This window comes from Cryomorphaceae bacterium (assembly GCA_007695365.1).
Taxonomy (GTDB): domain Bacteria; phylum Bacteroidota; class Bacteroidia; order Flavobacteriales_D; family SKUL01; genus SKUL01.
Genome location: REDV01000110.1, coordinates 1 through 24,651, shown reverse-complemented (window position 1 = coordinate 24,651; position 24,651 = coordinate 1). Strand labels below are relative to the sequence as shown.

Genomic DNA, 24,651 nt, shown 5'->3' with positions numbered 1-24,651 from the left:
CCGGATCGGGAAGATCATCGCAACTGGCAATGGTATTGGCAGGTGGGTTCACAAATACCGGTGCTTCGTTGTCATCGTAGGTGATGGTTTGCACACAGTCAGCGGCGTTTCCGCATTCGTCGGTTGCGCGGTAAGTTCGAACAATGGTGCCCGTGCACTCATCACCGGTTTGTACATCACCGATATGCGAAATGCTCACATCACCACAATTGTCAACTGCCACAACCAGGGCTGTATTGGGCCCGGGGATGTCTGCATAACAATCGTAATCTGCATCTGCAGGACATGAGGTGATTACAGGTGCAATATCATCGGAAATGGTGATGATCTGCGTCGCGGTGGTATTGTTTCCGCAATTATCGGTAGCACTCCATGTTCGAGTAATGGTTGCCGACTGCGGGCAATTGCCTTGTACATATTCTTCGGTAAACACAACGTTCACCACGCCATCACAGTTATCAAAGGCTGTTACGTTGGCTGCTGCCGGAACCACTTCTTCACATGAAAGGGCCAGATCGGCCGGAACGCCTGTCAGCACCGGGGCCGAAGTGTCATTAAAGGTAATGGTCTGGAAATGTTTTGTGAGATTATCACAATTATCAAGGGCATCAAAAGTTCGGGTCAAGGTTCCCTGGCAGAGATCGCCTACAAGAATTTCGCCCGCAAACGTGATGATGACAGGTCCGTTGCAATTATCTGTTGCTGCCAGTTCTGACAGATCTACTTCCGGTATTGCGCTGTAGCAATCCAAAACAAGATCATCGGGCACCTCAGTAAATTCAGGCCCGATGGTATCATCTACCGTAATGGTTTGAGACATCATTGCCACATTACCACAGTCATCTACAGTAATCCACTCGCGGTTGATGGTGTAAAAACACTCCTGAAGCAGGAAGCTCACCTGACATTCTTTATCCACGTTGATGTCTCCATGTCCGCTTACAGATGCCCCGTTGAAAACACCTTCGTAGTGAAACCAACCGGACATACCATAGTTTGCATTCTTGTTATTGGCAGCGGCTCCTACCTGAAAACCGAACAAATAGCTCGCGGGAATATGGCTCAATTCCAAAAATGAACCGGCAAAATCGCCCATTCCGATAAGTAAGGAATTATTGTTGTCGAGCTCATAGAAATTCCAGTCGAGATAATTATCTCCTGCAATCATTAGGTCGTCTTTGTAATGACGCCCGAGCGCATTCCAGTCATTCCAATTGCGTTTATTTTCAAGGCGGATATAAATCATCCACTGTTGATTGGGATTGTTGATGGCCTGCACAGTACCGGTAATCATTGCCGAGCCGTCGTCATAAAGCTCCATGCTACCGGGTGTGTTAAACACGAAGTAATCTGAAGATCCAGGCAAATTAAAGAGAACCAAACCCCAGTCCACTCCCGGCCCTACGGCATCGGTGAGCACACAAACCGTATCTCCGTTTGCGAGATGGTCATCAAAAGCCCATATCTGCGAAACGCTTGCACAGTTATCGGTGGATGTAATGTCCGCCATGGGCGGTACATCTTCCGGACACTGCACAAACAGGTCTGAAACAACCGTATCGAATGTTGGAGGCGTGTTATCCTGGTAGGACAAGACCTGTGTACACTCGAAGTAGTTTCCGCAATCATCGCTTGCTGCGTACGTGCGAAGCACCGTGCCATTTGCACAGTTATCGCCGGAGTTTACGTCGCCAAGCCATTCAACTACAGGCGTCCCGCAAAAGTCCAACACAACAAGCAAGGAAGGGTCAGGAGAGGGAATGTCTGAGAAACATTCAAATTCCTCTCCCGGAGGACATATAACATCTGCCACCATCGTGGCATTTACTGTCAAATCGGGAGCACGCCCGAAATGAGCCAATGGCAATAGCAACAGAAACATCGCTATTGACATGCTGAGTACTGATTTTTTCATGATCAATGGGTTTAAAGCGTAGATGAATTTCTACGGCACAAAAATGAGCACCGCTGCCTCCAACCTTGTTACATTTTTCAATTTTCAATTTATATTTTTAATGAATTGGTGGGTTTCCAGCACATGCACCCATCCATCTAATGTAGGTGTTTTATTTCATTTATTATCTGTACCTTACCCCCAATACAGCAGTATCGTTAGAAGTTACAAGTATCAAAAACAATTCTACAACAAGTTAATCAAAAATTAAACGTACCTTACACCGATTTAAACAAAACTACACCCCCCCGGAACAAATGAATAAAATTGAAGGAATAAATACTGGTAACCGACCCATCGGCGCGGAGTTACCCAAAGGTGTTGAGCATATAATTGTTGAGATCGTGGAGTATATGCCAAATGCCGTAATCAGCCGAACGATCATCAAGAAGATTACAGGCAACGTAACCGCTATGTCGTTCAGTGAAGGAGAAGAACTGAGTGAAAAAACACTTCCCTATGACACATACATTCAAATTATTGATGGAGCGGCCGACCTCACCATGGGCGAAAAATTAATCCATTTAACGCTGGGCTCCGGCATTATCATCCCTGCCCATACACTGCACCACTTTAACGCCAACCAAAAGTTTAAAATGATTTCAACCGTCATTAAGAGCGGATACGAGGATTGATATAACAGGAAGTACATCACTTATGGAGACCTGAACCGGTGTACCCAACATCCGGCTTATGCTTACATGTGGTTGGGTGAGTTCCAAAACATACAGTAAGCTTCGCTTATGACCTATTCTGCGGGTACGTGCGCATACACCCAGTACACCACGCTTCACCCAATAACACATATTCAAACAAGCACTTATATGTATCAAAACAGAATTATGCAATTTACCTTTCAATAATTGTAAGGTATTATCTGCTTGTGATATCGTCCTTTGACAAAGTAACAATTCAGTTACCCTAAAAACCTTAAATCATGAGCGAGAATAAGAATGAACAACACAACGACAAGAAGGATCAGAAGGATCAGAAGGATCAGAAGGATCAGCACAACACCAGGGATGATCAGCACCGCGCAGGAAAGGATGACAGCCGTAAAGACAGAGAAGACCACAACATGCCACAAAAAGACAAGAGTGGCGTTCCTCAACCCGCAAATCCCACGGCTGAAAAGCCCCATTCATCGAAAGTAAACCAGGATGATGAGCGTAAGCACGAAAAGAGCACTCCTTCTGGCTCGAAACGATAATTGCTTACGGCTATTGTGAAAAAAGCGCGGTGACATATAACCGCGCTTTTTTTGTGTTCCAAAAAACCGTGAGCCTTTCCGCATGAAGCCGACAATCAACCGCGAGAAGCAAAATCCGCAGGCACAAAATGCACCCGAGCTCCTTCATAAACCCTGGCCGCGGAATCAATGCTTCTTTACATTGCGTCGAACAAAATGCTTCTTCTAGACCCTGATAAATTTTACAACATCTTAACTGTGAAGCGTAAGGAAATATCCTGTCAACCTAACGTACTTTGAGCAGTAACAATTCTGTTAACTTAAAACTCTACGTCATGAGCGAAAAAAAGAATGATCCACTCAAGGACAAAAAAACTCCGAAGAAAGACAACAAAGAAACTTCGCAGCGCGACCCTCGTCCTGCCAGCAAAACACATTCAGCCGAATCCAGAAAAGAGCAGGAACGAAAACAGGCCAAAAGCAACCCTTCCGGTATCAAGCGATAAGAGCCGCGATCCTGCAATGAGAGCGCGGTGTTCAATCACCGCGCTTTTTTTTTGACATTCTGATTGGGGGAGAGAAAAACCCTCCATACACTCACCTCACCAAAGAATAAATTGTAAGAATAAATAGAAATTTTGTAACACAATTTCAATGAATTAACTACACCTTTGATTGGAAGGAGAAACACAGCAACATACCCCGGCATGATGATACGTATCTACAAGATTGACTCAACATTGAAAGCCGTTCTGTGCTCCGAATTTCACATAGAAAAGTGCAGGATTGTAGAAGTAGTTGTATCGCCGATAGTTGGGTGCCAGGAAAACGTATCAATACGGACCGAAAAGTTAAACCATAACCAGGACAACAAAGAGGAAATAACACATCTCCTGGTTAGTCCTACCAAAAAACAAACTGCCATGGAAAGAGAACAAAATCATTTTGATCAGTAGTCCGATACCGGTATGATCTGACGATTGATATTTAAAACCATTACCCCTGACAACCTTGCTCCCCGGCAATCTGAAAGCAACTCTTCAGGCCGGTTCACTATAAAGCTAAACCTTGCTTTTATCTTCCGTACTGTAAATACTATTCAAATCGCATTCTTTTGTTTAGGATCTGGTAATTACCTCGCAAAGCGTATTTGGCTCTGCCAATGCACGCAGCACCAAGCACCCCATTTAAAAAATTGAAATCAAAACAAGTTTAAACCTAAAACATAAAATCATGAAAAATTTAATGCTCATAGTGTGTGTTTCTCTTATAGGCACAAGTGCAATTGCTCAAATTGAAATACTCGAACGCCCCGGTCTGAGTGATTCGGAACGCTTCTACAGCACAAACCACCTGGCCCAATCCGAGATAAGGGATGGATTTATCGTAGAAGATGGTAAGATGCTTATTATAGAAAACCGAACCTCTCTCGCCCTGAAGCGCGAAACAACACTCGACAATGGCACTGTGGTCTCAGTCAATGGCAACTACACCGTGAAAGGCGAAAAGCCCGTAATGTTGAAAGAAGATGAACACCTCGACATGGACGGTGTATTAACGAAACGCTACAGCCGGACTGAACCAAAGAAAAATTGACAGACTCCTGAATTCAGGGGTCTCTCACCCATCATAAAACCAGTCGACGGCCCAAAGTTCCCGGAGCACTTATGATCTCATTGCCCGACAAGCATTCATTCATTTGGCAACTCATGCAATGTTTTATAAGTGCTCCCTTTTTCAGGCCTTAATACTCTCGTTAACCAACTATTCACCCCAAAAGAAACAGATGCCATCCTACAGAACCGTAAAAAACGAATTTGCCCATTCCAAAAAACGTTTCACTTTTAACTTCACAAGTCATGACTATTTACATCAAACACATGGTTTCAAACCGTTGTAAGCAGAAAGTTGCCGCTGAACTAAAACGACTCGGCATAGAAGGAAGCACCATCCAACTAGGGAGGGTTGAATTACCAAAACCCCTTTATTCCGATCAACTTGAAGCATTGCGACACAACCTCTCCGGTTATGGCCTGGAAGTGATTCAAAACCATAACGAAGAACTGGTTCAAAAAGTAAAGCTGGTAATACAGTCCATGCTGGCCCACTCCGCTCATGAACTTGCTATAAATCACTCAGAGTACATCAGCGACAAGCTGGGCGTGAAATACGCATATCTTGCCCGGATCTTTTCTGAAACAACAGGCTTATCCATTAAGCAATTTATCATCAATCACCGAATTCAATTAACCAAAGATCTGATCCGTAAAAACAATCAAACACTCACCGAAATCGCATATCAACTCAACTACAGCAGCATAGGCCATCTATCTAATCAGTTTAAAGAAGTAACCGGTTTCGCGCCAAGTATTTTCAAGCGAAAAACCAGACTTCATGCTGACCAAAGTCAGATGTCCGATTAACAATCTGGCCAATCCGGAAAATGAAGGAACAAAACTGACATTCAACAAATCTATAATCATGAGCAATCTTTTGTACATCATCGCAGTAATATTAGTCATTGCATGGGCTATAGGATACCTGGGCTACAGCGCAGGTGGCCTTATACACGTTCTCCTCGTAATTGCCGTTATTGCAATTATCTTCAGGGTCATCCAGGGACGTAAACCCATTTAAACCCAAAATATGCATTGGCTTTAGCCAATTGCATGTTCGATTTAGATAATCAATCTCTTACAGTTGGCTACGCTACACTGCAAAAATGATTCTCTAAATCAAAATTACCCAAACTAATGCACGTAGTTCGGAGCTTTTTACTCCTCCTATTGCATAAGTTGGGTTAAACTTTAACGCATCTAACAAACAACAAATTCAAAATGAAAAATTCAAACAGTGCTGTGAAGCAATCTAAAAACATCGGTTTAATTATTGGCTCAATCCTGGTTGGAGCAGTGGCAGGCAGCGTCGCCACCCTCTTTTTAGCTCCCCAAAAGGGCAAGGATCTACGGAATGAAATAGCGAACAAAGCAGATGAAATCAAGGATTTGGTTAAATCCAAATACAACAAGCTTTTCAATAACCTAAAACAGGATTTTGAAAAAGAAAAGGAACTTGCAAAAGTTAAGGTTCAGGATGTAAAAGAAAATGCCAAAGATTTTGCAGGAACTATGTAGTCTGCTAGCCACAAACAGCTCGATCAGAAAGGGGGATATGACTATCCTCCTTTTTTTTTATTTCAATGAGCCAGGGCCTTAACTTCCGAAAGTGATCCCTGCACAGGTCTTGAGTGCTTTCGCCGGCTGCACAAAGTCGTTCATAGCAAAACTACATTATTCTCTCACCACCAGCCGCTGCACACTCTCCTCGTAATCTGTTTTCAGCTTGATGAGGTAATGCCCCGGCACAAGCCTGTTCACCAGATCGATGGTGTAGTACTGCATGCCGTGCTGGTTGTGCCCCAGCTTTACGGTTTCCACCAGTTGGCCAGCCACAGAATGAATGGTTGCGGTTACCTGAGAGGGTCTCACAAGGTTAAACTCCAACAGAAATTTCCCGTTGTTGGGGTTCGGATATAGTAATGTTTTTAGTGTGCTGATGCTGTGAGGATTAACCTGATGAATACCCGTTACCGCGCTCTTCAATAAAAACACCTTAAAAATCTCGCTGCTGGCTGTACTCTGCGTACCATCATTCACAAAGAAAATGTTGGGAGCGCTGCTGCTGATACCACCATAGATGTATCCCAAAAGAATGGTATCACCCTCCAGTTCGTTCAGCTTGATGACATTGTTGGAATACTTAGGCAGGCTTTCATTCACGATAAACTCTGACCCCGCCCCGAGCAAGTCGGGCATTTCTATGGGTAGTTTGTACTCTGCCATGCTACCATCTGCACTTCGGGTTACCCTCGCAATGGTTCGCACAAAAGGCACGTCGTCATCCTGAATCAACACACCACCCTCATCGTAAAATTGGGCAATTCCACCGAAAAACAGCGTATGCATTTCGTTGGCCTCCGCATCGTATAGCGGAATATTGGCGCAGTGGTAGTGATTGTAATACTGCGTAAAATCATCGTTCACCGTGTAGCCGCCAGCTGTAATATCCACGCTGTTGAGAAAAGGCAAATCGAGATTGTGTTGAAAAACGCCCGAAAACGCCGTAAGTCCCTCCTGCCCGTTGGGAAAAATCTGCGGTGTTACGTTGAAATCACGGCGGTGCAGATTCTCGGCATCTTCATAGGGCTCAAGGAAATCCACCGAAAATGCATCACCCTGCCAGTTAACTGTAAATCGCCTTACAGCATTGGTGTACTCCTGTACAAAACCGGGTCCGAAATTGGGTCCGCGCGGATTGTATCTCCCCATAAACTTGTTTCCTCCCACCAGGTAAAAAACCTCGCCCAGTTTTTTGAGGTGACCGCCGGCCACGCGAAACTGCTCATGCGCTAACGACTGAAAATAGGGGCTGATATCCTGTTGATTTACGACGGCGTTAATGGCTCCGGGAACGTTGATGGCCGTGAGCAGGTTGAATGTAACATGGTCATTTTCTATATCGCTACGACCATAACCTCCGGTAACATACAGGTACTCCACGCTTTGATGAAATTGCATGTTGGTAGATCGAAGTTGCTCGGCCAAACCTGCGTTTAAAACCGAGAGAGGCGAAGTCCAAACCTGCTCGTTTACAGGATCAATCACAAAAACCTGGTTGTTGTGCCCTGCGAGATCAAAAGCAGCCCAGGGTTGACGGCGATGCAATCCGTCCAAACGGCCACCTACTACCAACCATTTGCCATTGTGCTGACCAACCGCAAACGACTGAAGTCCGCCGAGTTGGTTAATCTGAACTTCCTCAAGTTCGATGCCGAAAGGAACCTCTTGCGAAAACAAATCACTGCTGTACAGTATAGTGAATCCCGTTAACAGGACGAACAGCATGCCATTGCCCAAAAAACCCGAAGTAGATTGTTTCATAAAATTTCAATTGCCAGTGAAAAGTAGAACTAAAGCGCGATGCCATGTGGCACAAAAGTTACACTGACATCTTCACATTGGTAACCCATCTGAACTTAGGGTTGAATCAGCACACAGCAACCCTCTTCTGCCAATGGAAAACTCAGCGCCTTTCTCATTATTCCGTAACTTCGAACGCTGAATAAATTTCATCGAATGCCGTCAACAACTCATACCCCCCTGCCCGACTTTCGGCTCAGTCCGCGGGTGGATAAAGTAGGCGTGGAAGAACGCGCCCAACGCTTTCAAACGCGCAGCATTAAAAAAGAAGCCAAAGTGCAGGGCCTGAAAATGGTGCTCAGCATGATCGACCTCACCACGCTCGAAGGACAGGACACCCCCGGAAAGGTGCGCCAACTCTGCTACAAAGCTCAACACCTGCACGACGCGCTGCCCGGGCTGCCCACGGTAGCCGCTATTTGCGTCTATCCCAGCATGGTGGACGTCGCCAAAAAAGCACTCGGCAAATCGGGGATCAAAGTCGCCTCGGTGGCCACGGCTTTTCCTTCGGGGCAATCGTCCATGGACATCAAACTGGCCGATACCAAAATGGCCGTTGACGCCGGAGCCGACGAAATCGACATGGTGATCTCCCGCGGAAAAATGCTGGGCGGAGATTACAACTTCGTGTTCGACGAGATTGCCGCCATCAAGGACGCCTGCGGAAAAGCCCGCCTCAAGGTCATCCTCGAAACCGGCGAACTCGACACCTACGACACCGTGCGCCGCGCCAGCGACATCGCCATGCACGCCGGAGCCGATTTCATCAAGACCTCCACCGGAAAAATTCAACCCGCGGCCACGTTGCCCGTTACGCTGGTGATGTTGCAAGCCATCCGCGACTACCACAAAAAAACCGGCCGCATGGTGGGCATGAAACCCGCCGGCGGAATCTCCAATTCCAAACTGGCGCTGCACTACCTCATCATGGTGAAAGAAACCCTCGGCGACGACTGGCTGACGAACGAATGGTTCCGCTTTGGGGCAAGCAGCCTGGCCAACGACGTGCTTATGCAACTGATGAAACAGGAAACCGGTTTTTACCAAAGTTCAGATTACTTCTCAATCGACTAAACCATGGCCAACAAGAAAAATACCTGGGACCTCGCGCCCGCACCCGAAAGCGCCGACCACGCAGAGATCAAAAAGGAATACGGACTTTTTATCAACGGAAAGTTTCAACCGGCAAAATCCGGAAAAACCTTCGATACGATTAACCCGGCCAACGAACAGAAACTGGCCACCGTGGCCGAAGCCGGCAAAGAAGACGTGGACGCCGCGGTAAAAGCCGCCCGCAACGCCTACGACAAGGTGTGGAGCAAAATGCCCGCCGCCGAACGCGCCAAATACATCTTCCGCATTGCCCGCATCATCCAGGAGCGCGCCCGCGAATTTTCCGTCATCGAATCCATGGACGGCGGCAAACCCATCCGCGAATCGCGGGATGTGGACGTTCCGCTGGCGGCCAACCACTTTTTCTACAACGCAGGCTGGGCCGACAAACTGAACTACGCCTTTCCCAACCGGCAGCCCTCGGCGCTGGGCGTAGCCGGACAGATTATTCCGTGGAATTTTCCGCTACTGATGGCCGCGTGGAAAATCGCGCCCGCACTCGCCACCGGAAATACCGTGGTGCTGAAACCCGCCGAAACCACTCCACTCACGGCGCTCAAACTGGCCGAAGTCATTGAACAGGCCGGACTTCCGGACGGAGTAGTGAACATCATCACCGGCGCGGGAGCTACCGGCGCGGCGCTCGTCAATCACCCCGACATCAACAAGGTGGCCTTTACCGGCAGCACCGACGTGGGCAAAATCATTCAGCGCGCGGTGAGCGGTTCGGGCAAAAAAGTAACGCTCGAACTCGGCGGAAAAGCCGCCAACATCATCTTCGAAGACGCCGCCATCGACCAGGCCGTGGAGGGCGTCATCAACGGCATTTACTTCAACCAGGGGCACGTGTGTTGCGCGGGCTCGCGGTTGTTTGTCCAGGAATCGGTGTACGACGAGGTGCTCGAAAAACTGAAGTACCGCATGGAAACGCTCATCGTGGGCGATCCACTCGACAAGAACACCGACATCGGCGCCATCAACAGCAAAGACCAGTTGCAAACGGTAAAAAAATACCTGGCGCTGGGACAAAAAGAAGGTGCCATGATGTTTCAGAGCTCGGCCGCCATTCCGAAAAAAGGATTCTGGTGCGCGCCCACGCTTTTCGAAAATGTATCGCAAAGCCACTCCATTGCCCGCGAAGAAATTTTCGGGCCGGTGCTGGCGGTGCAGACCTTCCGCACGGTGGACGAGGTGATCACCAAAGCCAACAACACGCCTTTCGGGCTCTCGGCCGGGGTGTGGACCGACAAGGGCTCCAAGATTTTCAACCTGACGAGCAAAATGCGCGCGGGAGTAATCTGGGCGAACACGTTTAACAAATTCGATCCGACCTCGCCCTTTGGCGGGTACAAGGAAAGCGGTTTTGGTCGCGAAGGCGGACTGCACGGATTGTCTCCTTACCTCAAAATGAACTGATCATGGCAGACTCAACGACAAAAAATAAAAAGAAAGTAGCCGCCACCAACGGCAACGGCTCAGCATCCAAAGGCGGTCGCGTGGAGGTATTGAAAACCTACAAGCTGTACATCGGCGGGGCATTTCCGCGCACCGAAAGCGGGCGCTACACCAAGCTGAAAAACGCGAAGGGCGAAGTGCTGGCCAACGTGTGCCGCGCCTCGCGCAAGGACTTCCGCAACGCCGTGAGCGCCGCCGGAAAGGCATTGCCCGGCTGGAGCGGCCGCAGCGCGTTTAACCGCAGCCAGGTGCTGTACCGCATGGCCGAAATGATGGAACAGCGCGCGCCCCTGCTCGTGGCCGAGATGGTGCAGATGGGCTACTCCACCGCCAAAGCCAAAGCCGAAGTGGAGCTGTGCATCGACCGCACGGTGCATTACGCCGGCTGGTGCGACAAGTACACGCAGATTTTCTCCTCGGTAAACCCCGTGGCTTCTGCGCATTTCAACTTCTCGCTGCCCGAACCGATGGGTGTGGTAACCGCCGTGGCGGGCAACGACACCGCGCTGCTCAGCCTGCTCAGCAACCTGCTCCCCGTTATTGCGGGCGGCAATACGGCCGTGGTGCTGGCTTCTGAAAAATACCCGCTCAGCGCCATTACGCTGGCCGAAATCATCAACGACTCCGACGTACCGGGCGGCGTGGTGAACCTGCTCACCGGACAACGCGACGAACTCTACACCCACATGGCCGGCCACATGGGCGTGCACGGACTGATTGTGGACGACTGCCCCGCCGCCACCGCGGCCAAACTGCAGGAGCAGTGCACCGACAACCTGAAACGCTTTTTTGACCGCCACCACGACTGGACCGACCCCGACACCCAAAACCCCTACCTCATCCTCGACACCCAGGAAATCAAAACCACCTGGCACCCAATTGAGGTAATTGACGGGAAGGGGAGTGGGTATTAGGAGCTTGTGAAACTGTTATTTAACAGAATTTCTGATCTCAGTTTTCATTTTGTATATCGCGGCATGAAGTATTTCTTACTTTAGCATTCACTTTCGCCATGTCTGAGAATCCTCACATTATAGAAATCTATGCTCCAAAATATGAAGGAGAGCGATTTGAGGCGCACCGATTTCCTTTGGATTTAATTGAGGATTTGTACGTTCTGAGGGAAATGACCATTGAGATGGCCAAGCAGATATATTTGGAGAAGAATAAAGATCGTCAGCGCATTCCAAAAAATTTCACACGTGACATCTCGTTTGAACTGGAAGGTATTTCACCGGGAAGTACGATTCCAAAAATCATTCTGGTCACTGGTTTAACCGGGATGTTCCCTCAAGCGAACCACGCCTACTTCGAAGAAGCACCGATTCGGATTATCAAAGCAATTGAAGTAGCCCATACCGGGGGTGACAACATAACAGATTATGCAAATCCTGAGGTTTTGAGGTATTTTGATCACTTTGGGAAAAAGTTGAGGGATGGAGAGTCTATTCGTTTTTCAAAGGTTGATGGTGGACATGCCGTTTTGAATAAGGAAAGCAGAAAACGACTTCTTTTGGCTTCATCCAGATCGAATGAATATACCGCAAGCCTGAGTATTCGGGGGCTTGTTACTGCCCTGGATAAAGACAGACGGTCGTTTGATATACAACTCCTCAATGGTGTAAAGATAAAAGGCACGTATGGCGAGGAGCACACAAAAAATCTTCAGGAAGCACTTTTCGGGCTCGAAGATGGACAAAAGGTACTCATCAAAGCCACTGGAATCTTTAGTGCGTCGGATAAATTAAAAGCTATTCACGACGTAGAAGAAATGAATCTTTTGGATGAATTTGATGTACCATCCCGCCTCGAAGAACTCTCGCTGCTAAAATCAGGATGGTTGGACGGGAATCAGGGGGCGCCCTTGAATGGAGAGGGCTTGAATTGGTTATCCGAAGCTTTTGAGAATTTTTACAACTCGGATGACTTGCCTTTACCTGCAGCATTTCCAACACCAGAAGGAAACGTACAGTTTGAATGGTCGTTCGACAACAATGAGGTTTCACTTGAAGTTGATTTTAAAACGCAGAACGCAGATTATTTTGAACTTGATACCGCATCAAAAAAGGAGAACTCTGAACAATTGAATTTGACTGAGGAAGGAGATTGGAAAAAACTGAATGAGCTGTTATTGGAAATCAAAGGACGAACAGAATGATTGACGATACGTTGCTTCTTCGACAGGTACATCCGAGTTGGGTTCAAGGCAATGCCATCTCAATCCAAACCTTCACATCCCAAACTTTTAAACCTACCCCAAAAGACAATGGGCTGCTATCCGTCTATAATGGAGACGTTTTCACAGCCGTAGAAGCTTATGAGCATTATACCGACACCATTGGCCTGACCAGCGCAGGAATTGTCGCGGTTTCAAAAAAAGAATGTGATTCCATTGATTTGGCCGTTATAGAAGACAATGATCCGTTTGAGGGGCATTGCAGTTTGGACTATCGGTCTTTCATTGCAGTAAAACGTGAAGTTAAAAGAATTGCCAGTATGCTCAAATTGTTCGCGACAGAACGTGGATGGCTGTATCAACCCAAAACCAATTCACGCTAATACCACGTCTTATGACATCATTTCCAATAATCCGTAATCAAATGAAAATATGCTCAAGCAATACCCGGGAAATCAAAACCACCTGGCGTACGGTTGTGGTGATTGACGGGATGGGAGTGGGTATTGAGACATGTGGATTAGAGCCCAGGAGAATGGATTCTCGCGGGAGCGGGGGAAAAAGCGTTTAATCTTTTGCCTCCGGAGTGGAAAACAGATGAGGTAAAACAAATACCTGAATTTTTGGAAAGTATCATTGAAAATCGAGTTGAATTTGCTGAGAGCCTTAACCAAACCCTGTCACAATGAAAAAGTATCAATATCAAATCTTACGGTACATCCATGATCGCTTTACAGGCGAATACGTGAATGTGGGAGTTGTAGTTTATCAGGAAGAAGACGGATTTCTGGGTATTCGGACCACCAATAAATATCATCGTATAACGAGCTTGTTCCCCGGTGCAGATGGGAGGTGGGTGACGCATTCTCTAAAATACATCGAAGCAAGAGTTGAAAGCATTGCTTCAGAACTGAAAACGTTGTTTCAGCCTTCAGAAGATCTTAGTTTTATCACCTCGGGCATTGTTCCCAATGACAATAATGCGCTGGAATGGACAGAAGCCAGATACGGATTGGATATTGATCCTAAGATCGCGTTGGAGGACCTCTTTCACAATCAGGTAGAAAAATACATTGTCCAAAAAGGTGATACCGGCAGCAGGACTGATGAAGAAATTTGGAAAGAAAAGTACAAAAAGCACTTCGAAAAGTATGGTATCATAAACCGCCTTAAACCCCATAAGGTTAGCGTTCCGAATGATGAATTGGCGTTTGACCTTTCCTGGAAGAATGAAAGGTGGCACAGCTATGAACCCTTGTCATTTGTTTTGAAGAAGAAGGAATCCGTGCGAGAAAAGGTTTATAAATGGGCAGGTAAACTTCAAGCATTGAATCAGTCAACGGAAAACTTTCATTTGACGCTTCTCACTTCGCTACCTCCTAAACACAATGATTTAAAAGAATTTATTGAAGAATACCTGAAAGTTGATAGTGACCGGTTAAAAGTCGATATCGTTTCGGATAAGGATGCCAAAAAGATAGCGCTAAAGATCAAACGAGAAATGGAATTACATGATTCTCATGAGTGATGTCCTCAGAATTTGTTACACCCGGGAAATCAAAACCACCTGGCACCCGGTGGAGGTGATTGATGGAAAGGGAGTGGGTATTGATGGTTTTGTGTAGATTTGAAAAACCACGCGAAGGGATTCGCGCGGTAGCGGGGGATTTGCTTCGTAGTGCGATGAATATCGTATGCATTGCTTTCTTTACTTTTCTGTTTGAGAGAGCTATCGGGGTTTATACTGCTTAAACGCCAATTCTCCCGGTGGTGTACACAGATAGACACAACAAGGTTTAGGTATATGTGGTTTGGTCCTTTTATCTGAAATATAATTACGAGCAAGAGTAACTTGTTCAATGGAGAGCCCACTAATTAGGGTTTAATCGCCGGGGATTGCAGCTTAACTGTCTCAAAAAAAGCTAATGTATGAGCCAGTTTTATCTAACTTTTTTGAGACAGAAACTAACGTCACATATATATATTTCATTATAAATGTTCAGTACGTCATTCAATTGTTTCTGTTAGTCGAGTTTTCTCGTTAGAAAAATGCTTTTTCTCAATGGTTTATCTAAAAATTCTATTTTTTTAAATTTTAGGTGTGCCAAAAAAATCATCTGACGGAGGTGAAAAAATGTTTTTAAGAATGCGCGAATCACAGAAAGGTATGTGTTTACTAGTGTTCAAGACCGAGCCAAGAGTTCGTGTTGAAAACTTAAAATGAATGTGGATTAAATTCGATTGGCCTGGATTTTATTTATAGCGAATTTTACAATTATGAATTACGCTTGAAAAGAAGGCTTAACAAGCCTTTTTCGAAAGTGAGTACTAATTTTTAATTATTTTTTCTCAAATGAAAAAAATCAGAAAACTCCTTCGGGAGATTCGGATGATTTTTATTGTGATTTTACCGATTCTTTATTGGATAGGGTAAAACGCAGAAAAGCGGTACTTAAACCGCTTTTCTAAAATCGTCAGAATTATCAAAAAAATCCTGTTACAATTCCTAAATAGTTTTTTAACAGGTGACTACAGGGTTGTCGAACTGGAACTTCGGCAACCCTTTTTATATTCAGGATTGAACAATACAAATATATTTTAACTTGAGACAATGCTGAATAATATTCGACGAATGAGTGAATATTGTCGACGAAAAGGAGGTTGACCATTTTTTTGCCCACTCCCGCGCGCTGTGCATTTCCACGAAGTCAATCCTTTCGTCCCCGTACCCGCGAAGCTCTGCTTCGTGGGTCGCCCTTTCATCCTGTAAGCTCCGCTTACCTTCACAACTCTTCTGTTTTAATCGAGTTTTCCGGATGGGCACTGCTTAGCCGCCCATCTTCAGGGTTGTTCATAAAGCCGGCCTCAATCGGGGTTTATGGAGACACAAAATAAACCCACTTCCACTCGCGGTATGCGCAGCCTTCACCTCAAACCATTTTGTCATCAGGATTTCGCCGGCAATCCCAAATCAAAACTATTAGGACATGCGTATCAAACACTTCGTAGATTATCTCGTAATCGACAGTAACCAGCGCCCGCACATTTTCCTTGTCAGTTTTGCCGCCGAGGTTTGGGTGACGACCGAGGAGCTCAGCACTGGCTTTAATCTGTTCAAACAGTTTCTGGCTATATTCAATAGTGCCATTTCGCTCGAAATAGAAGTTAAGCATTTCATACAGTTCAAGCCTGGCTCGTGATGACCAAACTACTTCGTTTTGAGCCATTCTTCGACATCTTTCATCAGCTCACCCCCGGGAACAGATTTCCCCGCCGCAAATTCCGCACGGGCTTCAGCTACCCTGTTTTTTTGCTCGTCGCTTAGCTGATATTGCCCGGAAGCGGAACGGGTGTCCAGAAGCTGCATAATGGCTTCAAGGAAATCAGCATCATCCATACGCTCCACCTGGCTGATTATTCGGTTTCTTACCTCAGCAATATTCATCTTTCTTTAATTTGAATGAAAGTTACGAAGATAATTGCAAAGTGGATGCTCTGTGCCGAATATGCAACTGTGTCCAGTACATTACATTTTTTGGAGTACACGACCACTGCTGGAACCGCGTTTTCCCGCAATTCGACCAGCGCAAGAACTTGTTGCCTCTGTTGGAAGCGTTAAGGAGTGCGTGGCTGAATTGAGGGGGTGAGCCTCAAAAGTGTCGCAGTCTCATGTTCCCAGAAAAAAACGTATTTTTGAAAAGGTTGAAAATAAATAGTCAATGGACATTTCCGCGAAAAAATTGGTTTTGATCGAGTGGTTGCTGAAGCTTCAGGACGAGCGATTATTGGGTAAAATCGAAAAAATTAAGGAGCAATCGGATTTCTGGAATGAGCTGACAGCAGATGAGCAAGCGAAGATTGAGGACGGCATCAAAGACCTGGACGCCGGGAGAAAAACACCCTACGAATCGATCATCGCCGCTCACCGACGGAAATGAAAACCGTTAGTTTCTCAGAATCGGCAAAGCAGGATCTCGAATTCCTTTTGTCATATCTCGAAGAAACATGGTCTGTTCGCGTCAAGTATGCATTTATTGATGAACTGGATTTGGCGCTTCAGACAATGGCTGCCTTTCCTGATAGTTTCCCCTCGTCCGCGTTTAAAAGGGGTGTGCGAAAGTGCGTGGTGAGTAAACAAACTACGCTGTACTACAGAACAAAAAAGAATGAAATTGAGGTGATTGCCATTTTTGATTCGCGCAGGGACCCTGGAGAATTGAAGATATAGGGGAGTAAACATTCTTGTCCATTAGTAATTTAACAGTATCTAAACATCACAAAATCATCCCAATCTTCCGTTTGGCCATTTTCGATCTGCTCGAGTCCTTTTTCGATTTCCCGTTTTTGTGCATCGGTAAGCTCGAGCCAGAAATCCTTTTCCTCGCGCTTCAGAAGGTTCCACATCCTGTCGAGCAATTCCTTGCTGTGTGTGGCTAGAATCTGCTTTACCAACTCCGCTTTTAGTGCCTGGATATCCATGGTTTTTCTTTGTTCAAATTTAGTGATTGTCGCAAAAAGCTAATGCCGTTGCTGTGCTTTCGCTTTCAGCTCATCGTCAAAAGCCATTTTTCGACATCTTTCATCAGCTCATCCCCGGAAACAGATTTTCCCGCCGCAAATTCCGCACGGGCTTCAGCTATCCTGGTTTTTTTACTCCCCCATGTACCCGCGAAGCTCTGCTTCGTGGTGTGTTAATCAAGTAAGCTCCGCTTACCTTCACAAATCTTCCGTTCTAATCGGGTTTTCCGGATGGGCACTGCTCAACGCATATTTTGGGTTCAAATTTACGTCTGCCACTGCCATCCCTACGGCGGCAACCGACATCCGCAAGAGGGAAAAAGACGCCAGTTCTACAAAAACAGTTCTTTCAATTCGCGTCCATCTAACTTTTGAATAACTCCTTCGTCTGTACTGATGAGATCCTGGGCGAGTTGTTTCTTGCGGCTCTGTAACTCCTGGATTTTTTCTTCAACGGTGTGTCTGCAAATCATGCGGTAGGCAATTACTTTTTTATCCTGGCCTATGCGGTAACAACGATCAATAGCCTGGTTTTCAACTGCCGGATTCCACCATGGATCTACAATATAAACGTAATCAGCCGCCATCAGGTTAAGCCCTGTACCGCCTGCCTTTAAACTGATCAGAAAAACGCGGCAATCCGAATCGCTCTGAAAGCGATTAACCGCTTCTTGCCGCTGTTTAGTGTTGCACTGGCCATCAAGGTATGCGTAGTTGATTTCTTCCTGTTCAAGCTCTTTCCGGATGAGCGCGAGCATTTGGGTGAACTGGGAAAAAATCAGAATTTTATGATCTCCGGTTTTCTCACCAATGTGCGTCATCAACGTGTCTATTTTCACGGATGCGCCGGAATACTTTTCGTTGCCCGGCAACAACATTGGGCTGTTACAGATCTGGCGCAATTTGGTTAATGCCTGAAGCACCTTAAACCGCTCGGTGGTGATAATTTCGGATTCTTCCTCTCCCAACAAACTCTTGCGGATATCATTGCGATGGGCATCATACACCTTACGCTGGGATTTATCCATATCACAGTATATGATGTCCTCTACCTTTTCGGGAAGTTCCTGGGCCACTTGCTCTTTTGTTCGGCGCAAAATAAATGGCTTCACCATCTTTTGGAGCTCGGCAGCACGTTCGGCATCCTGAAGATTATCAATGGCTTTGGCGTACTGGCTTTTAAATTGGGCAGCACTACCGAGCATTCCTGGATTTACAAAACTAAGTTGAGCAAACAGGTCAAACGTGTGGTTCTCTACCGGAGTTCCGGTCATGGCGATTCTATTCTGCGCTTTCAGTAACCGGGCAGCTTTATAACGCTTACTTGCCGTGTTTTTAATGGCTTGTGATTCATCCAGAACAACATAATTGAATTCAAATGTGCTCAATAAATCTGCATCGCTTACCAGGTGTCCATAACTGGTGATCACGAGCCCGGCTTTGTTAAAGGTCTTCATGTCGCGCGACCGGGTGGCTCCGTAATGGAAATGATATTTGATTCCAGGGGCAAATTTTTTGAGCTCGTTTTCCCAGTTGAAAAGCAATGAAGTGGGCACTACAACTAAATTGCATTGTTTGTTCTCTTGCAGCACATACTTAAGAAAAGTAATTATCTGCAGCGTTTTACCCAACCCCATGTCGTCGGCAAGAATTCCGCCCCATCCAAAGGATTTTAAAAAGCAAAGCCACTGGTATCCTTCCTGTTGATACGGTCTTAGTTTGGCTTTAATGCCTTTGGGCAGTGGCTGTGCCTGTGGCGTTTCAAAATGGATTAATTTTCCCCGACGTTCTGCTATGAACTCATTGATTCCGGGATCTTTCAGGTCGTTAAAAAGTTCGTCAATAATATTGAAGTGAAAAGTAGGTACTTGCATCCCCTCACCCTTGCTCTTTCCCATCTGGAAAATCCGCTGTAATCGTCGGTACCATTCTTCTGGCAAGCTTCCGCGTTTTCCATCACCTAAATCAATAAACCGGCTACCGGGAATAAACCGCTTTTTGAGTTGGCTTAAGCTGACATTCTGATCGCCAAAAGTGAAGGTGGCATTGAGTTCAAACCAATCGATATCGCGTTGCACGGTATAACTCACCTGCGCCGGCACCGGAATGCTCTTCAGTTTACTGAGATTTTTTTCTCCAAATACCTTAACCTCGGCATTGTTCAATGCTTGAAAGAGTTCAACGAATTTATGCTCATCCAGCAAGTCTTTGTAGCTCAGATGAAAAAAATCAGAACGAAATTGTTGTTTAAACTTTGGGTGGGATTCTCTGATAGCATCGTGGAATTTCTGCGCTTCTTCATTGTCGTGCGATTTGGTTCGTAAACTTTCTCCTTCCGTATCCCAAATAGTGCCATCATTCAGTAATTCCACCAGCGTATCGTCTTCATACCGCAAAAATGGCTTGAATATCACAAAATCACCCACTTCAGAAAGGTACAGTTCCTTGGCAACTACTTTTTGCTTTTGGGTCAATACCTCGATTGAAGTATCGCCCATAATTTCAAGCGGGTATTTTCGAAATATGGGCGCAAGATGTTGGGAAAACGATTCAGAAAAACGAACGCGTGTCATTAAACTGCCATCCAATTCAAAAGCCATTTTCAAATGCGCTGCCTCCTCCGGGGATGCGCTATAAAACAATGTGTTGTTTATTAACAGGAAGTGCGGATAAGGCATGGCCACCTCGGGCATTTCCGGCCTGAAGGCTTTCTCCTTATGTGTAATACACACCCGCAATTCGAGCAGGTCGTCTTTTTGATGTAATTCGTACCGAATAGGTGGAAATCCCACCTCAAAATCAATGGGCTCTATTTCGCTTTTGCGCACGCTGCGAAAAATGGGCGAATGCGTAATAAACAGGTGGGGATGTGCAGCGAGTGTTTCGGACATATCATTCAATAACCGCGACACGCTTAAAGCAGAATGGGCTGTTGCTTCTTTAATTTCGAAGTTTTGATTTACAAACTGTTCCAGCAATCGATCTTCTTTCCTGTAGTTGACTTTGTCCGACCTTCTCAGGTTGGATACACACCGAAAACCCTTGGCCATCGGTTTGCCGTTTTTATCGGGAAGCGCATAGACGGTGTGCATTCCAAACCTTGATTTGTGTGGCGGTCCGAAATAAAAGGCAAAGCCCACCTGGTGGGTTTGCGACCTGGTTTTTTCATCCACAATGGACGACTCAATTTCGACCAGTATTTCTTCAGAACTGTTGTTGAGTTGATACCGCTTGGTCAATTCCTGAAACTTGTCTTTTTTCATCAGTTTAGCGTATTCGGGTTTCAAAACCATTTTTCGGCCTTCTGTAGTCATTCGAAATTCAAAATATAATTGCCATTTGGCTTTTGGATTAAGGCCGTATTCATTCAATGCTTGCTGCCCCTGCAATTTGAGCTGTTGCGCTGATGGCTGTTTTAATTGTGAAAGCAAATTTTGTTGTTGCAATGTATCGATTATCAACGCACTGTGCGGACAAAGCTGTTGTACCCTTTGATCGCAATCGCAGGTTACGTTGAGGTCCTTTTTGTCGATTTGAAGGGTAATTAAACTATGCAAGCCTCTTTCGAAATTTTGATAAAAAGATTGTAAAAGCTCTACCGCAAAATACCCTGGTTTTATTTCATCAATGCGCATTATTGTACTGTACGGGTAGTTGAAGTGGGGCATTGCATATTTTTGACGGAAATCCTTGTGTTGCTCAAAATTCTCGATGCGAATAGGTTCGGATGTCAACCGCAAAGTTTTTTTCCAGGCTTCTTTTTTCTTCGGTTTGAAAGTTGGAGTTTCCGTACCTGGCACCTCATTGTGGTCGGATACGAGAATTTGTAGCTCAGCCATATTTGCTTTTATCCAATACAGACAAGCCGCCTGGTGTTTACAAGCATCAAAATCCGCAGCCGGACAACTGCAATGTGTGGAAACAACGTGACTCAGCCCACCGTCCTGATTGAACTGCACTTCAGTTTCGTAAAACTCCGACCCTGTAACAAGAAAAAACACAATCATTTCCTCAGAGTCATATTCTGCCACACATACACAGTTCCCCCGGAAATAATTGCGCCCGCGTTGCCTGATGTGCGGTTTAAAGATCTGGTCGATGTATCTATCTATCTGGGCATCGAGTTTTTTTTCGTGAATCACCTTGCGAAAATAGAAAGCTGGTTTCTTCGAAAAAATTGAAACCTCAGGAAATTATCACTTTTTATTGACATTGTGATTGTAATATGCTGTTTCCCCGTACCCGCGAAGCCCTCCTTCGTGGGCCCTTTCATCCTGTAAGCTCTGCTTACATTCACAAACCTTCTGTTTTGATCGGGCCATCGGGGATGGCACTACTCGGCCGCCCATCTTCAGGGCTGTTCACAAAGCCGGTCTCAACCAGGTTTATGTGAATAAAGGCGCGGCTATATATCTATGCGATAAGGGGCAAGTTCAACTTGCCTCGATTAAAAAACCACGAAGCAGAGCTTCGCGAGCACGGCGAGTACCGGGGGGCATTTGTACGTATCGGTAGTTCCTGCCATACTGGCTGCTTCCATTCCATTAGATAAAAGAACATGGCCAGGCGTCACCCAACAGCTACACACCGAAAAGTCCCCTCCGGTTTCAAAAGCCGCAATACCTATCCTTGCAATCGATTATATACCCCAATACCAAACCCATGCGCTTCGCTTTCTGCACCTTGATCTTTTTAACTGCCCTCAACACAGCGGCACAAGACTTTTCATTGAACAGCAATGAAACCTTATTGAACCATTTGGAATCAATCAACGCTACAACCAATAAACTGAGCTTTGAAGAAAACGGTGGCCAGGTGCGCGACCAGAACTGGCAAGCCCGACCTGATGTGCTTTTTAGCGGCGTAACCCATGGTTTGAATTTTCACCTGCGAAAAAATGGAATCAGCTACCAGATTGTTTCTTTTGAAGAACAGGAGAATCTCTCGCAAAATGAACTCAACCCGGATGAACAAACACCTCCGGATTTTAGCATCTATCGTGTAGACCTGAATTGGATTAATACCAATGAATACGCAGAGGTAGTTCCGGGCAAGGCCCTGGCAGGTTATAACAATTACTACAACGTGCCTTTGGGTAACGAGCCCGCATTGATGGTAAAGAAATACGAAGATGTCCGTTACCGCAATGTGTGGCCGGGAATTGACTTGTTGCTCTTCAGTAAGCAAGGCACTCTCGAAAGCGACTGGTTGTTGGAAAGAGCGGAAGATTACACCCAAATCGCGTTTGAAGTTACCGGGGCAGATGTAAGTGCCGACAACGAAGGAAACCTGATTATGCAAACCCCTTTTGGCGAAATTCGAGAGGGAAAACTTGCTGTTTTTCAAAACAAAAAGATGCTTGATGCCCGATGGGTTATCGATCAATCTGAAAACAGCACTATTGTCCGCTTTGATATTGACGGATTTGAACCCGGCCTGCCCATGCGAATCGACCCACCTACTTCACTGTGGTCAACATTTTATGGCGGAACCGGAGCGGACGAAGGGCAGGCATGCACTTCCGATGGCAATGGAAATCTGTACATGTCGGGACGAACCAACTCCACCACATCAATTGCCACGTCCGGAAGTTTTTTAAGTTTTGCACTTGGTGGAGCTTATGATGCATTTTTAGTAAAGTTCAACTCCTCCGGCGCAAGGCAATGGGCTACTTACTACGGATGGTCTGGTTGGGATGAAGGAAACGGTTGTGCCACCGACAATCTGGGCAATGTCTTTTTGTGCGGAGCCACCAATTCCACGGCCATGATAGGTTCTGATGGCGCCCACCAACCATTCTCCGGTGGTAACGGCAACTACGATGCTTACCTTGCTAAATTCAACACCAATGGCGTGCGGCAGTGGGGTACGTTTTATGGCGGAACCGGTCACGACAGGGGATCTGCCTGTGCAACAGACAGCAATAACAATGTGTATCTCACAGGTCGTTCGCTTTCCAACAACGCTATTGGAACACCCGGAAGTCACCAGCAATTCAGAGTTGGTTCGGATGATGCCTTTCTGGTTAAATTCAGTCCAGGTGGAGTTCGCCAATGGGGTACCTACTTTGGCGGCAGCGGACAAGACGTGGCGTTGGCCATCGCCGTGAACGCCAACGACAATATCTATTTTGGCGGATACACTTCGTCCTCTTCAAACATGGCTACAGCGGGCACCTATCAGCCCAATATAGCAGGCGGCCAGTTCAGCGGTTTTCTGACCGAATTCAACACCGACGGCGAACAACAATGGGGTACCTATTACAGCGGCACGTCGGGCTGGACCTGGATTCGCGCTTGTGATACCGACGCCTCGGGCAATATTTACATTGCAGGACTCACCCAATCACCCGTAAACATTGCCTCACCCGGATCGCATCAGCAGTTTTTCGGGGGTGGGGGCAGCGACGGATTTATCGCCAAAATGAACAATACCGGAAACAGAACCTGGGGTACCTATTTCGGAGGCGGCGGAAATGACGACGCCTTCGGTTGCGCGGTTTCAGGAGACAACAAAGTTTACATCGTCGGCGGAACGTCATCTACCGATGGCATCGCCTCCGATGATGCCACGCAAACTGAAAATGGTGGCGGCACCAACGATGCTTATCTCGCGCAATTCGACGCAGATGGAGCGGTTCTTTGGGGTAGCTACTTCGGCGGCAGCGGCAACGACATCGCTAATGGTTGCCATGCCAATAACGACGGCGTTTACATGACCGGATTCACCGGCTCAACCAATGTGTTTTCCTCCCCCGGAGCCCACCAACCCGGCTATGGTGGAGGAGCCAGCGACGCTTTTTTCGGCGCACTCGAAAGTGCCGGATGCACCGAAGCACCCGCACAACCCGGAACCATCAGCGGCGACATTACCCTTTGCAACGGCGACGACGCTACTTTTTCTGTAGCTGCAGTTCCCGGGGCCACCTCCTACACCTGGACCTTGCCCAACGGCTGGAGCGGCAGCAGTTCAACGGCTTCTATCAACGCATCTGCCGGAGAAAATGGCGGAGCAATTACCGTTACCGCCAACAACAATTGCGGGTCGTCAACTGCACAAACGCTCAACGTAACTGTGAATAGCGCGCCCGCACAGCCCGGAGCGATCAGCGGTGATATCACTTTCTGCGACGGCGACGACGCTACTTTTTCGGTTGCAGAAGTTCCTGGAGCTACTTCCTTCACCTGGACTTTGCCCAACGGCTGGAGCGGCAGCAGTTCAACGGCTTCTATCGATGCGACCGCCGGTGAAAATGGCGGAGAGATTA

At 46.6% G+C, this 24,651-nt stretch carries 24 protein-coding genes; 18 read left to right on the top strand and 6 right to left on the bottom strand.

Features of this window, described 5'->3' with window-relative positions; genetic code table 11:
- The coding region (locus EA392_11875; GenBank protein TVR37782.1) for a hypothetical protein at positions 1-1,816 on the bottom strand (1,816 nt) is incomplete at its 3' end.
- Between the two features lie 121 nt (positions 1,817-1,937).
- On the opposite strand from EA392_11875, the gene EA392_11870 reads away from it, so the two are divergent.
- The 8 genes from EA392_11870 (at position 1,938) to EA392_11835 (ending at position 6,277) form a co-directional block, all read left to right on the top strand.
- Complete coding sequence (locus EA392_11870; GenBank protein ID TVR37781.1) at positions 1,938-2,165, top strand: hypothetical protein; 228 nt, start codon at positions 1,938-1,940, stop codon at positions 2,163-2,165.
- A gap of 85 nt (positions 2,166-2,250) precedes the next feature.
- Positions 2,251-2,589 (top strand): cupin, encoded by a 339-nt coding sequence (locus EA392_11865; protein TVR37784.1) that lies wholly within the window; start codon positions 2,251-2,253, stop codon positions 2,587-2,589.
- Positions 2,590-2,891: 302 nt separating this feature from the next.
- Positions 2,892-3,164 (top strand): hypothetical protein, encoded by a 273-nt coding sequence (locus EA392_11860; protein ID TVR37780.1) that lies wholly within the window; start codon positions 2,892-2,894, stop codon positions 3,162-3,164.
- Between the two features lie 686 nt (positions 3,165-3,850).
- The gene (locus EA392_11855) at positions 3,851-4,099 is read left to right on the top strand and encodes a hypothetical protein (GenBank protein ID TVR37779.1); all 249 of its coding nucleotides are present in this window, start codon (positions 3,851-3,853) and stop codon (positions 4,097-4,099) included.
- A 277-nt stretch (positions 4,100-4,376) separates the two neighbouring features.
- Entirely contained in the window at positions 4,377-4,739 is a 363-nt protein-coding gene (locus EA392_11850) for a hypothetical protein (protein TVR37778.1), read from the top strand.
- A 263-nt stretch (positions 4,740-5,002) separates the two neighbouring features.
- Positions 5,003-5,566, top strand: a complete 564-nt coding sequence (locus EA392_11845; GenBank protein ID TVR37777.1) for an AraC family transcriptional regulator — start codon at positions 5,003-5,005, stop codon at positions 5,564-5,566.
- A 58-nt stretch (positions 5,567-5,624) separates the two neighbouring features.
- Positions 5,625-5,780, top strand: a complete 156-nt coding sequence (locus EA392_11840; GenBank protein TVR37783.1) for a lmo0937 family membrane protein — start codon at positions 5,625-5,627, stop codon at positions 5,778-5,780.
- Positions 5,781-5,980: 200 nt separating this feature from the next.
- Positions 5,981-6,277, top strand: coding sequence for a YtxH domain-containing protein (locus EA392_11835; GenBank protein TVR37776.1), 297 nt, complete (start codon positions 5,981-5,983; stop codon positions 6,275-6,277).
- Positions 6,278-6,433: 156 nt separating this feature from the next.
- Here the strand turns inward: EA392_11835 and EA392_11830 are convergent, their stop codons facing one another.
- Positions 6,434-8,083, bottom strand: a complete 1,650-nt coding sequence (locus EA392_11830) for a T9SS C-terminal target domain-containing protein (GenBank protein TVR37775.1) — start codon at positions 8,081-8,083, stop codon at positions 6,434-6,436.
- Between the two features lie 195 nt (positions 8,084-8,278).
- On the opposite strand from EA392_11830, the gene deoC reads away from it, so the two are divergent.
- The 6 genes from deoC to EA392_11800 all read left to right on the top strand — a co-directional run bounded on the left by deoC (position 8,279) and on the right by EA392_11800 (position 14,394).
- The gene (gene deoC, locus EA392_11825; GenBank protein TVR37774.1) at positions 8,279-9,196 is read left to right on the top strand and encodes a deoxyribose-phosphate aldolase; all 918 of its coding nucleotides are present in this window, start codon (positions 8,279-8,281) and stop codon (positions 9,194-9,196) included.
- A 3-nt stretch (positions 9,197-9,199) separates the two neighbouring features.
- A complete protein-coding gene (locus EA392_11820) occupies positions 9,200-10,651 on the top strand; it encodes an aldehyde dehydrogenase family protein (GenBank protein ID TVR37773.1) in 1,452 nt (483 codons plus the stop codon).
- 2 nt (positions 10,652-10,653) lie between these two features.
- Positions 10,654-11,604 carry an aldehyde dehydrogenase family protein gene (locus EA392_11815; protein ID TVR37772.1) on the top strand — a complete coding sequence of 317 codons (951 nt, stop codon included), beginning with the start codon at positions 10,654-10,656 and terminating at the stop codon, positions 11,602-11,604.
- A 98-nt stretch (positions 11,605-11,702) separates the two neighbouring features.
- The gene (locus EA392_11810; GenBank protein ID TVR37771.1) at positions 11,703-12,848 is read left to right on the top strand and encodes a hypothetical protein; all 1,146 of its coding nucleotides are present in this window, start codon (positions 11,703-11,705) and stop codon (positions 12,846-12,848) included.
- A complete protein-coding gene (locus tag EA392_11805) occupies positions 12,845-13,249 on the top strand; it encodes a hypothetical protein (GenBank protein ID TVR37770.1) in 405 nt (134 codons plus the stop codon). The genes EA392_11810 and EA392_11805 overlap by 4 nt, the downstream gene beginning before the upstream one ends.
- A gap of 302 nt (positions 13,250-13,551) precedes the next feature.
- Positions 13,552-14,394, top strand: a complete 843-nt coding sequence (locus EA392_11800) for a DUF3037 domain-containing protein (GenBank protein ID TVR37769.1) — start codon at positions 13,552-13,554, stop codon at positions 14,392-14,394.
- A gap of 1,402 nt (positions 14,395-15,796) precedes the next feature.
- On the opposite strand, the gene EA392_11795 is transcribed toward EA392_11800, so the two are convergent.
- Both EA392_11795 and EA392_11790 read right to left on the bottom strand, forming a co-directional pair.
- A complete protein-coding gene (locus EA392_11795) occupies positions 15,797-16,093 on the bottom strand; it encodes a type II toxin-antitoxin system RelE/ParE family toxin (protein ID TVR37768.1) in 297 nt (98 codons plus the stop codon).
- Entirely contained in the window at positions 16,075-16,311 is a 237-nt protein-coding gene (locus EA392_11790; GenBank protein TVR37767.1) for a hypothetical protein, read from the bottom strand. Before EA392_11790 ends, EA392_11795 begins: the two co-directional genes overlap by 19 nt.
- Positions 16,312-16,585: 274 nt before the next feature.
- On the opposite strand from EA392_11790, the gene EA392_11785 reads away from it, so the two are divergent.
- Together EA392_11785 and EA392_11780 are read left to right on the top strand one after the other, a co-directional pair.
- Positions 16,586-16,804, top strand: coding sequence for a hypothetical protein (locus EA392_11785; GenBank protein ID TVR37766.1), 219 nt, complete (start codon positions 16,586-16,588; stop codon positions 16,802-16,804).
- The gene (locus tag EA392_11780) at positions 16,801-17,094 is read left to right on the top strand and encodes a type II toxin-antitoxin system RelE/ParE family toxin (GenBank protein TVR37765.1); all 294 of its coding nucleotides are present in this window, start codon (positions 16,801-16,803) and stop codon (positions 17,092-17,094) included. The genes EA392_11785 and EA392_11780 overlap by 4 nt, the downstream gene beginning before the upstream one ends.
- A 29-nt stretch (positions 17,095-17,123) precedes the next feature.
- On the opposite strand, the gene EA392_11775 is transcribed toward EA392_11780, so the two are convergent.
- The gene (locus EA392_11775) at positions 17,124-17,345 is read right to left on the bottom strand and encodes a hypothetical protein (GenBank protein ID TVR37764.1); all 222 of its coding nucleotides are present in this window, start codon (positions 17,343-17,345) and stop codon (positions 17,124-17,126) included.
- A gap of 26 nt (positions 17,346-17,371) precedes the next feature.
- Here EA392_11775 and EA392_11770 point away from each other — a divergent pair, with 26 nt between their 5' ends.
- Positions 17,372-17,569, top strand: a complete 198-nt coding sequence (locus EA392_11770) for a hypothetical protein (GenBank protein ID TVR37763.1) — start codon at positions 17,372-17,374, stop codon at positions 17,567-17,569.
- A gap of 147 nt (positions 17,570-17,716) precedes the next feature.
- Here EA392_11770 and EA392_11765 read toward each other — a convergent pair whose 3' ends face one another.
- Entirely contained in the window at positions 17,717-21,526 is a 3,810-nt protein-coding gene (locus EA392_11765) for a hypothetical protein (protein ID TVR37762.1), read from the bottom strand.
- A gap of 520 nt (positions 21,527-22,046) precedes the next feature.
- Here EA392_11765 and EA392_11760 point away from each other — a divergent pair.
- A partial coding sequence (locus EA392_11760) for a hypothetical protein (protein ID TVR37761.1) occupies positions 22,047-24,651 on the top strand: 2,605 nt, incomplete at its 3' end.

What these genes read in the sequence shown, in the direction of transcription:
- EA392_11850 (TVR37778.1), top strand. Translation starts at nt 4,377, where the DNA reads ATGAAAAATTTAATGCTCATAGTGTGTGTTTCTCTTATAGGCACAAGT.
- deoC (TVR37774.1), top strand. Translation starts at nt 8,279, where the DNA reads ATGCCGTCAACAACTCATACCCCCCTGCCCGACTTTCGGCTCAGTCCG.
- EA392_11835 (TVR37776.1), top strand. Translation starts at nt 5,981, where the DNA reads ATGAAAAATTCAAACAGTGCTGTGAAGCAATCTAAAAACATCGGTTTA.
- EA392_11790 (TVR37767.1), bottom strand. Translation starts at nt 16,311, where the DNA reads ATGAATATTGCTGAGGTAAGAAACCGAATAATCAGCCAGGTGGAGCGT.
- EA392_11815 (TVR37772.1), top strand. Translation starts at nt 10,654, where the DNA reads ATGGCAGACTCAACGACAAAAAATAAAAAGAAAGTAGCCGCCACCAAC.
- EA392_11785 (TVR37766.1), top strand. Translation starts at nt 16,586, where the DNA reads ATGGACATTTCCGCGAAAAAATTGGTTTTGATCGAGTGGTTGCTGAAG.
- EA392_11805 (TVR37770.1), top strand. Translation starts at nt 12,845, where the DNA reads ATGATTGACGATACGTTGCTTCTTCGACAGGTACATCCGAGTTGGGTT.
- EA392_11830 (TVR37775.1), bottom strand. Translation starts at nt 8,083, where the DNA reads ATGAAACAATCTACTTCGGGTTTTTTGGGCAATGGCATGCTGTTCGTC.
- EA392_11820 (TVR37773.1), top strand. Translation starts at nt 9,200, where the DNA reads ATGGCCAACAAGAAAAATACCTGGGACCTCGCGCCCGCACCCGAAAGC.
- EA392_11780 (TVR37765.1), top strand. Translation starts at nt 16,801, where the DNA reads ATGAAAACCGTTAGTTTCTCAGAATCGGCAAAGCAGGATCTCGAATTC.
- EA392_11860 (TVR37780.1), top strand. Translation starts at nt 2,892, where the DNA reads ATGAGCGAGAATAAGAATGAACAACACAACGACAAGAAGGATCAGAAG.
- EA392_11810 (TVR37771.1), top strand. Translation starts at nt 11,703, where the DNA reads ATGTCTGAGAATCCTCACATTATAGAAATCTATGCTCCAAAATATGAA.
- EA392_11855 (TVR37779.1), top strand. Translation starts at nt 3,851, where the DNA reads ATGATGATACGTATCTACAAGATTGACTCAACATTGAAAGCCGTTCTG.
- EA392_11775 (TVR37764.1), bottom strand. Translation starts at nt 17,345, where the DNA reads ATGGATATCCAGGCACTAAAAGCGGAGTTGGTAAAGCAGATTCTAGCC.
- EA392_11845 (TVR37777.1), top strand. Translation starts at nt 5,003, where the DNA reads ATGACTATTTACATCAAACACATGGTTTCAAACCGTTGTAAGCAGAAA.
- EA392_11840 (TVR37783.1), top strand. Translation starts at nt 5,625, where the DNA reads ATGAGCAATCTTTTGTACATCATCGCAGTAATATTAGTCATTGCATGG.
- EA392_11800 (TVR37769.1), top strand. Translation starts at nt 13,552, where the DNA reads ATGAAAAAGTATCAATATCAAATCTTACGGTACATCCATGATCGCTTT.
- EA392_11795 (TVR37768.1), bottom strand. Translation starts at nt 16,093, where the DNA reads ATGGCTCAAAACGAAGTAGTTTGGTCATCACGAGCCAGGCTTGAACTG.
- EA392_11870 (TVR37781.1), top strand. Translation starts at nt 1,938, where the DNA reads ATGAATTTCTACGGCACAAAAATGAGCACCGCTGCCTCCAACCTTGTT.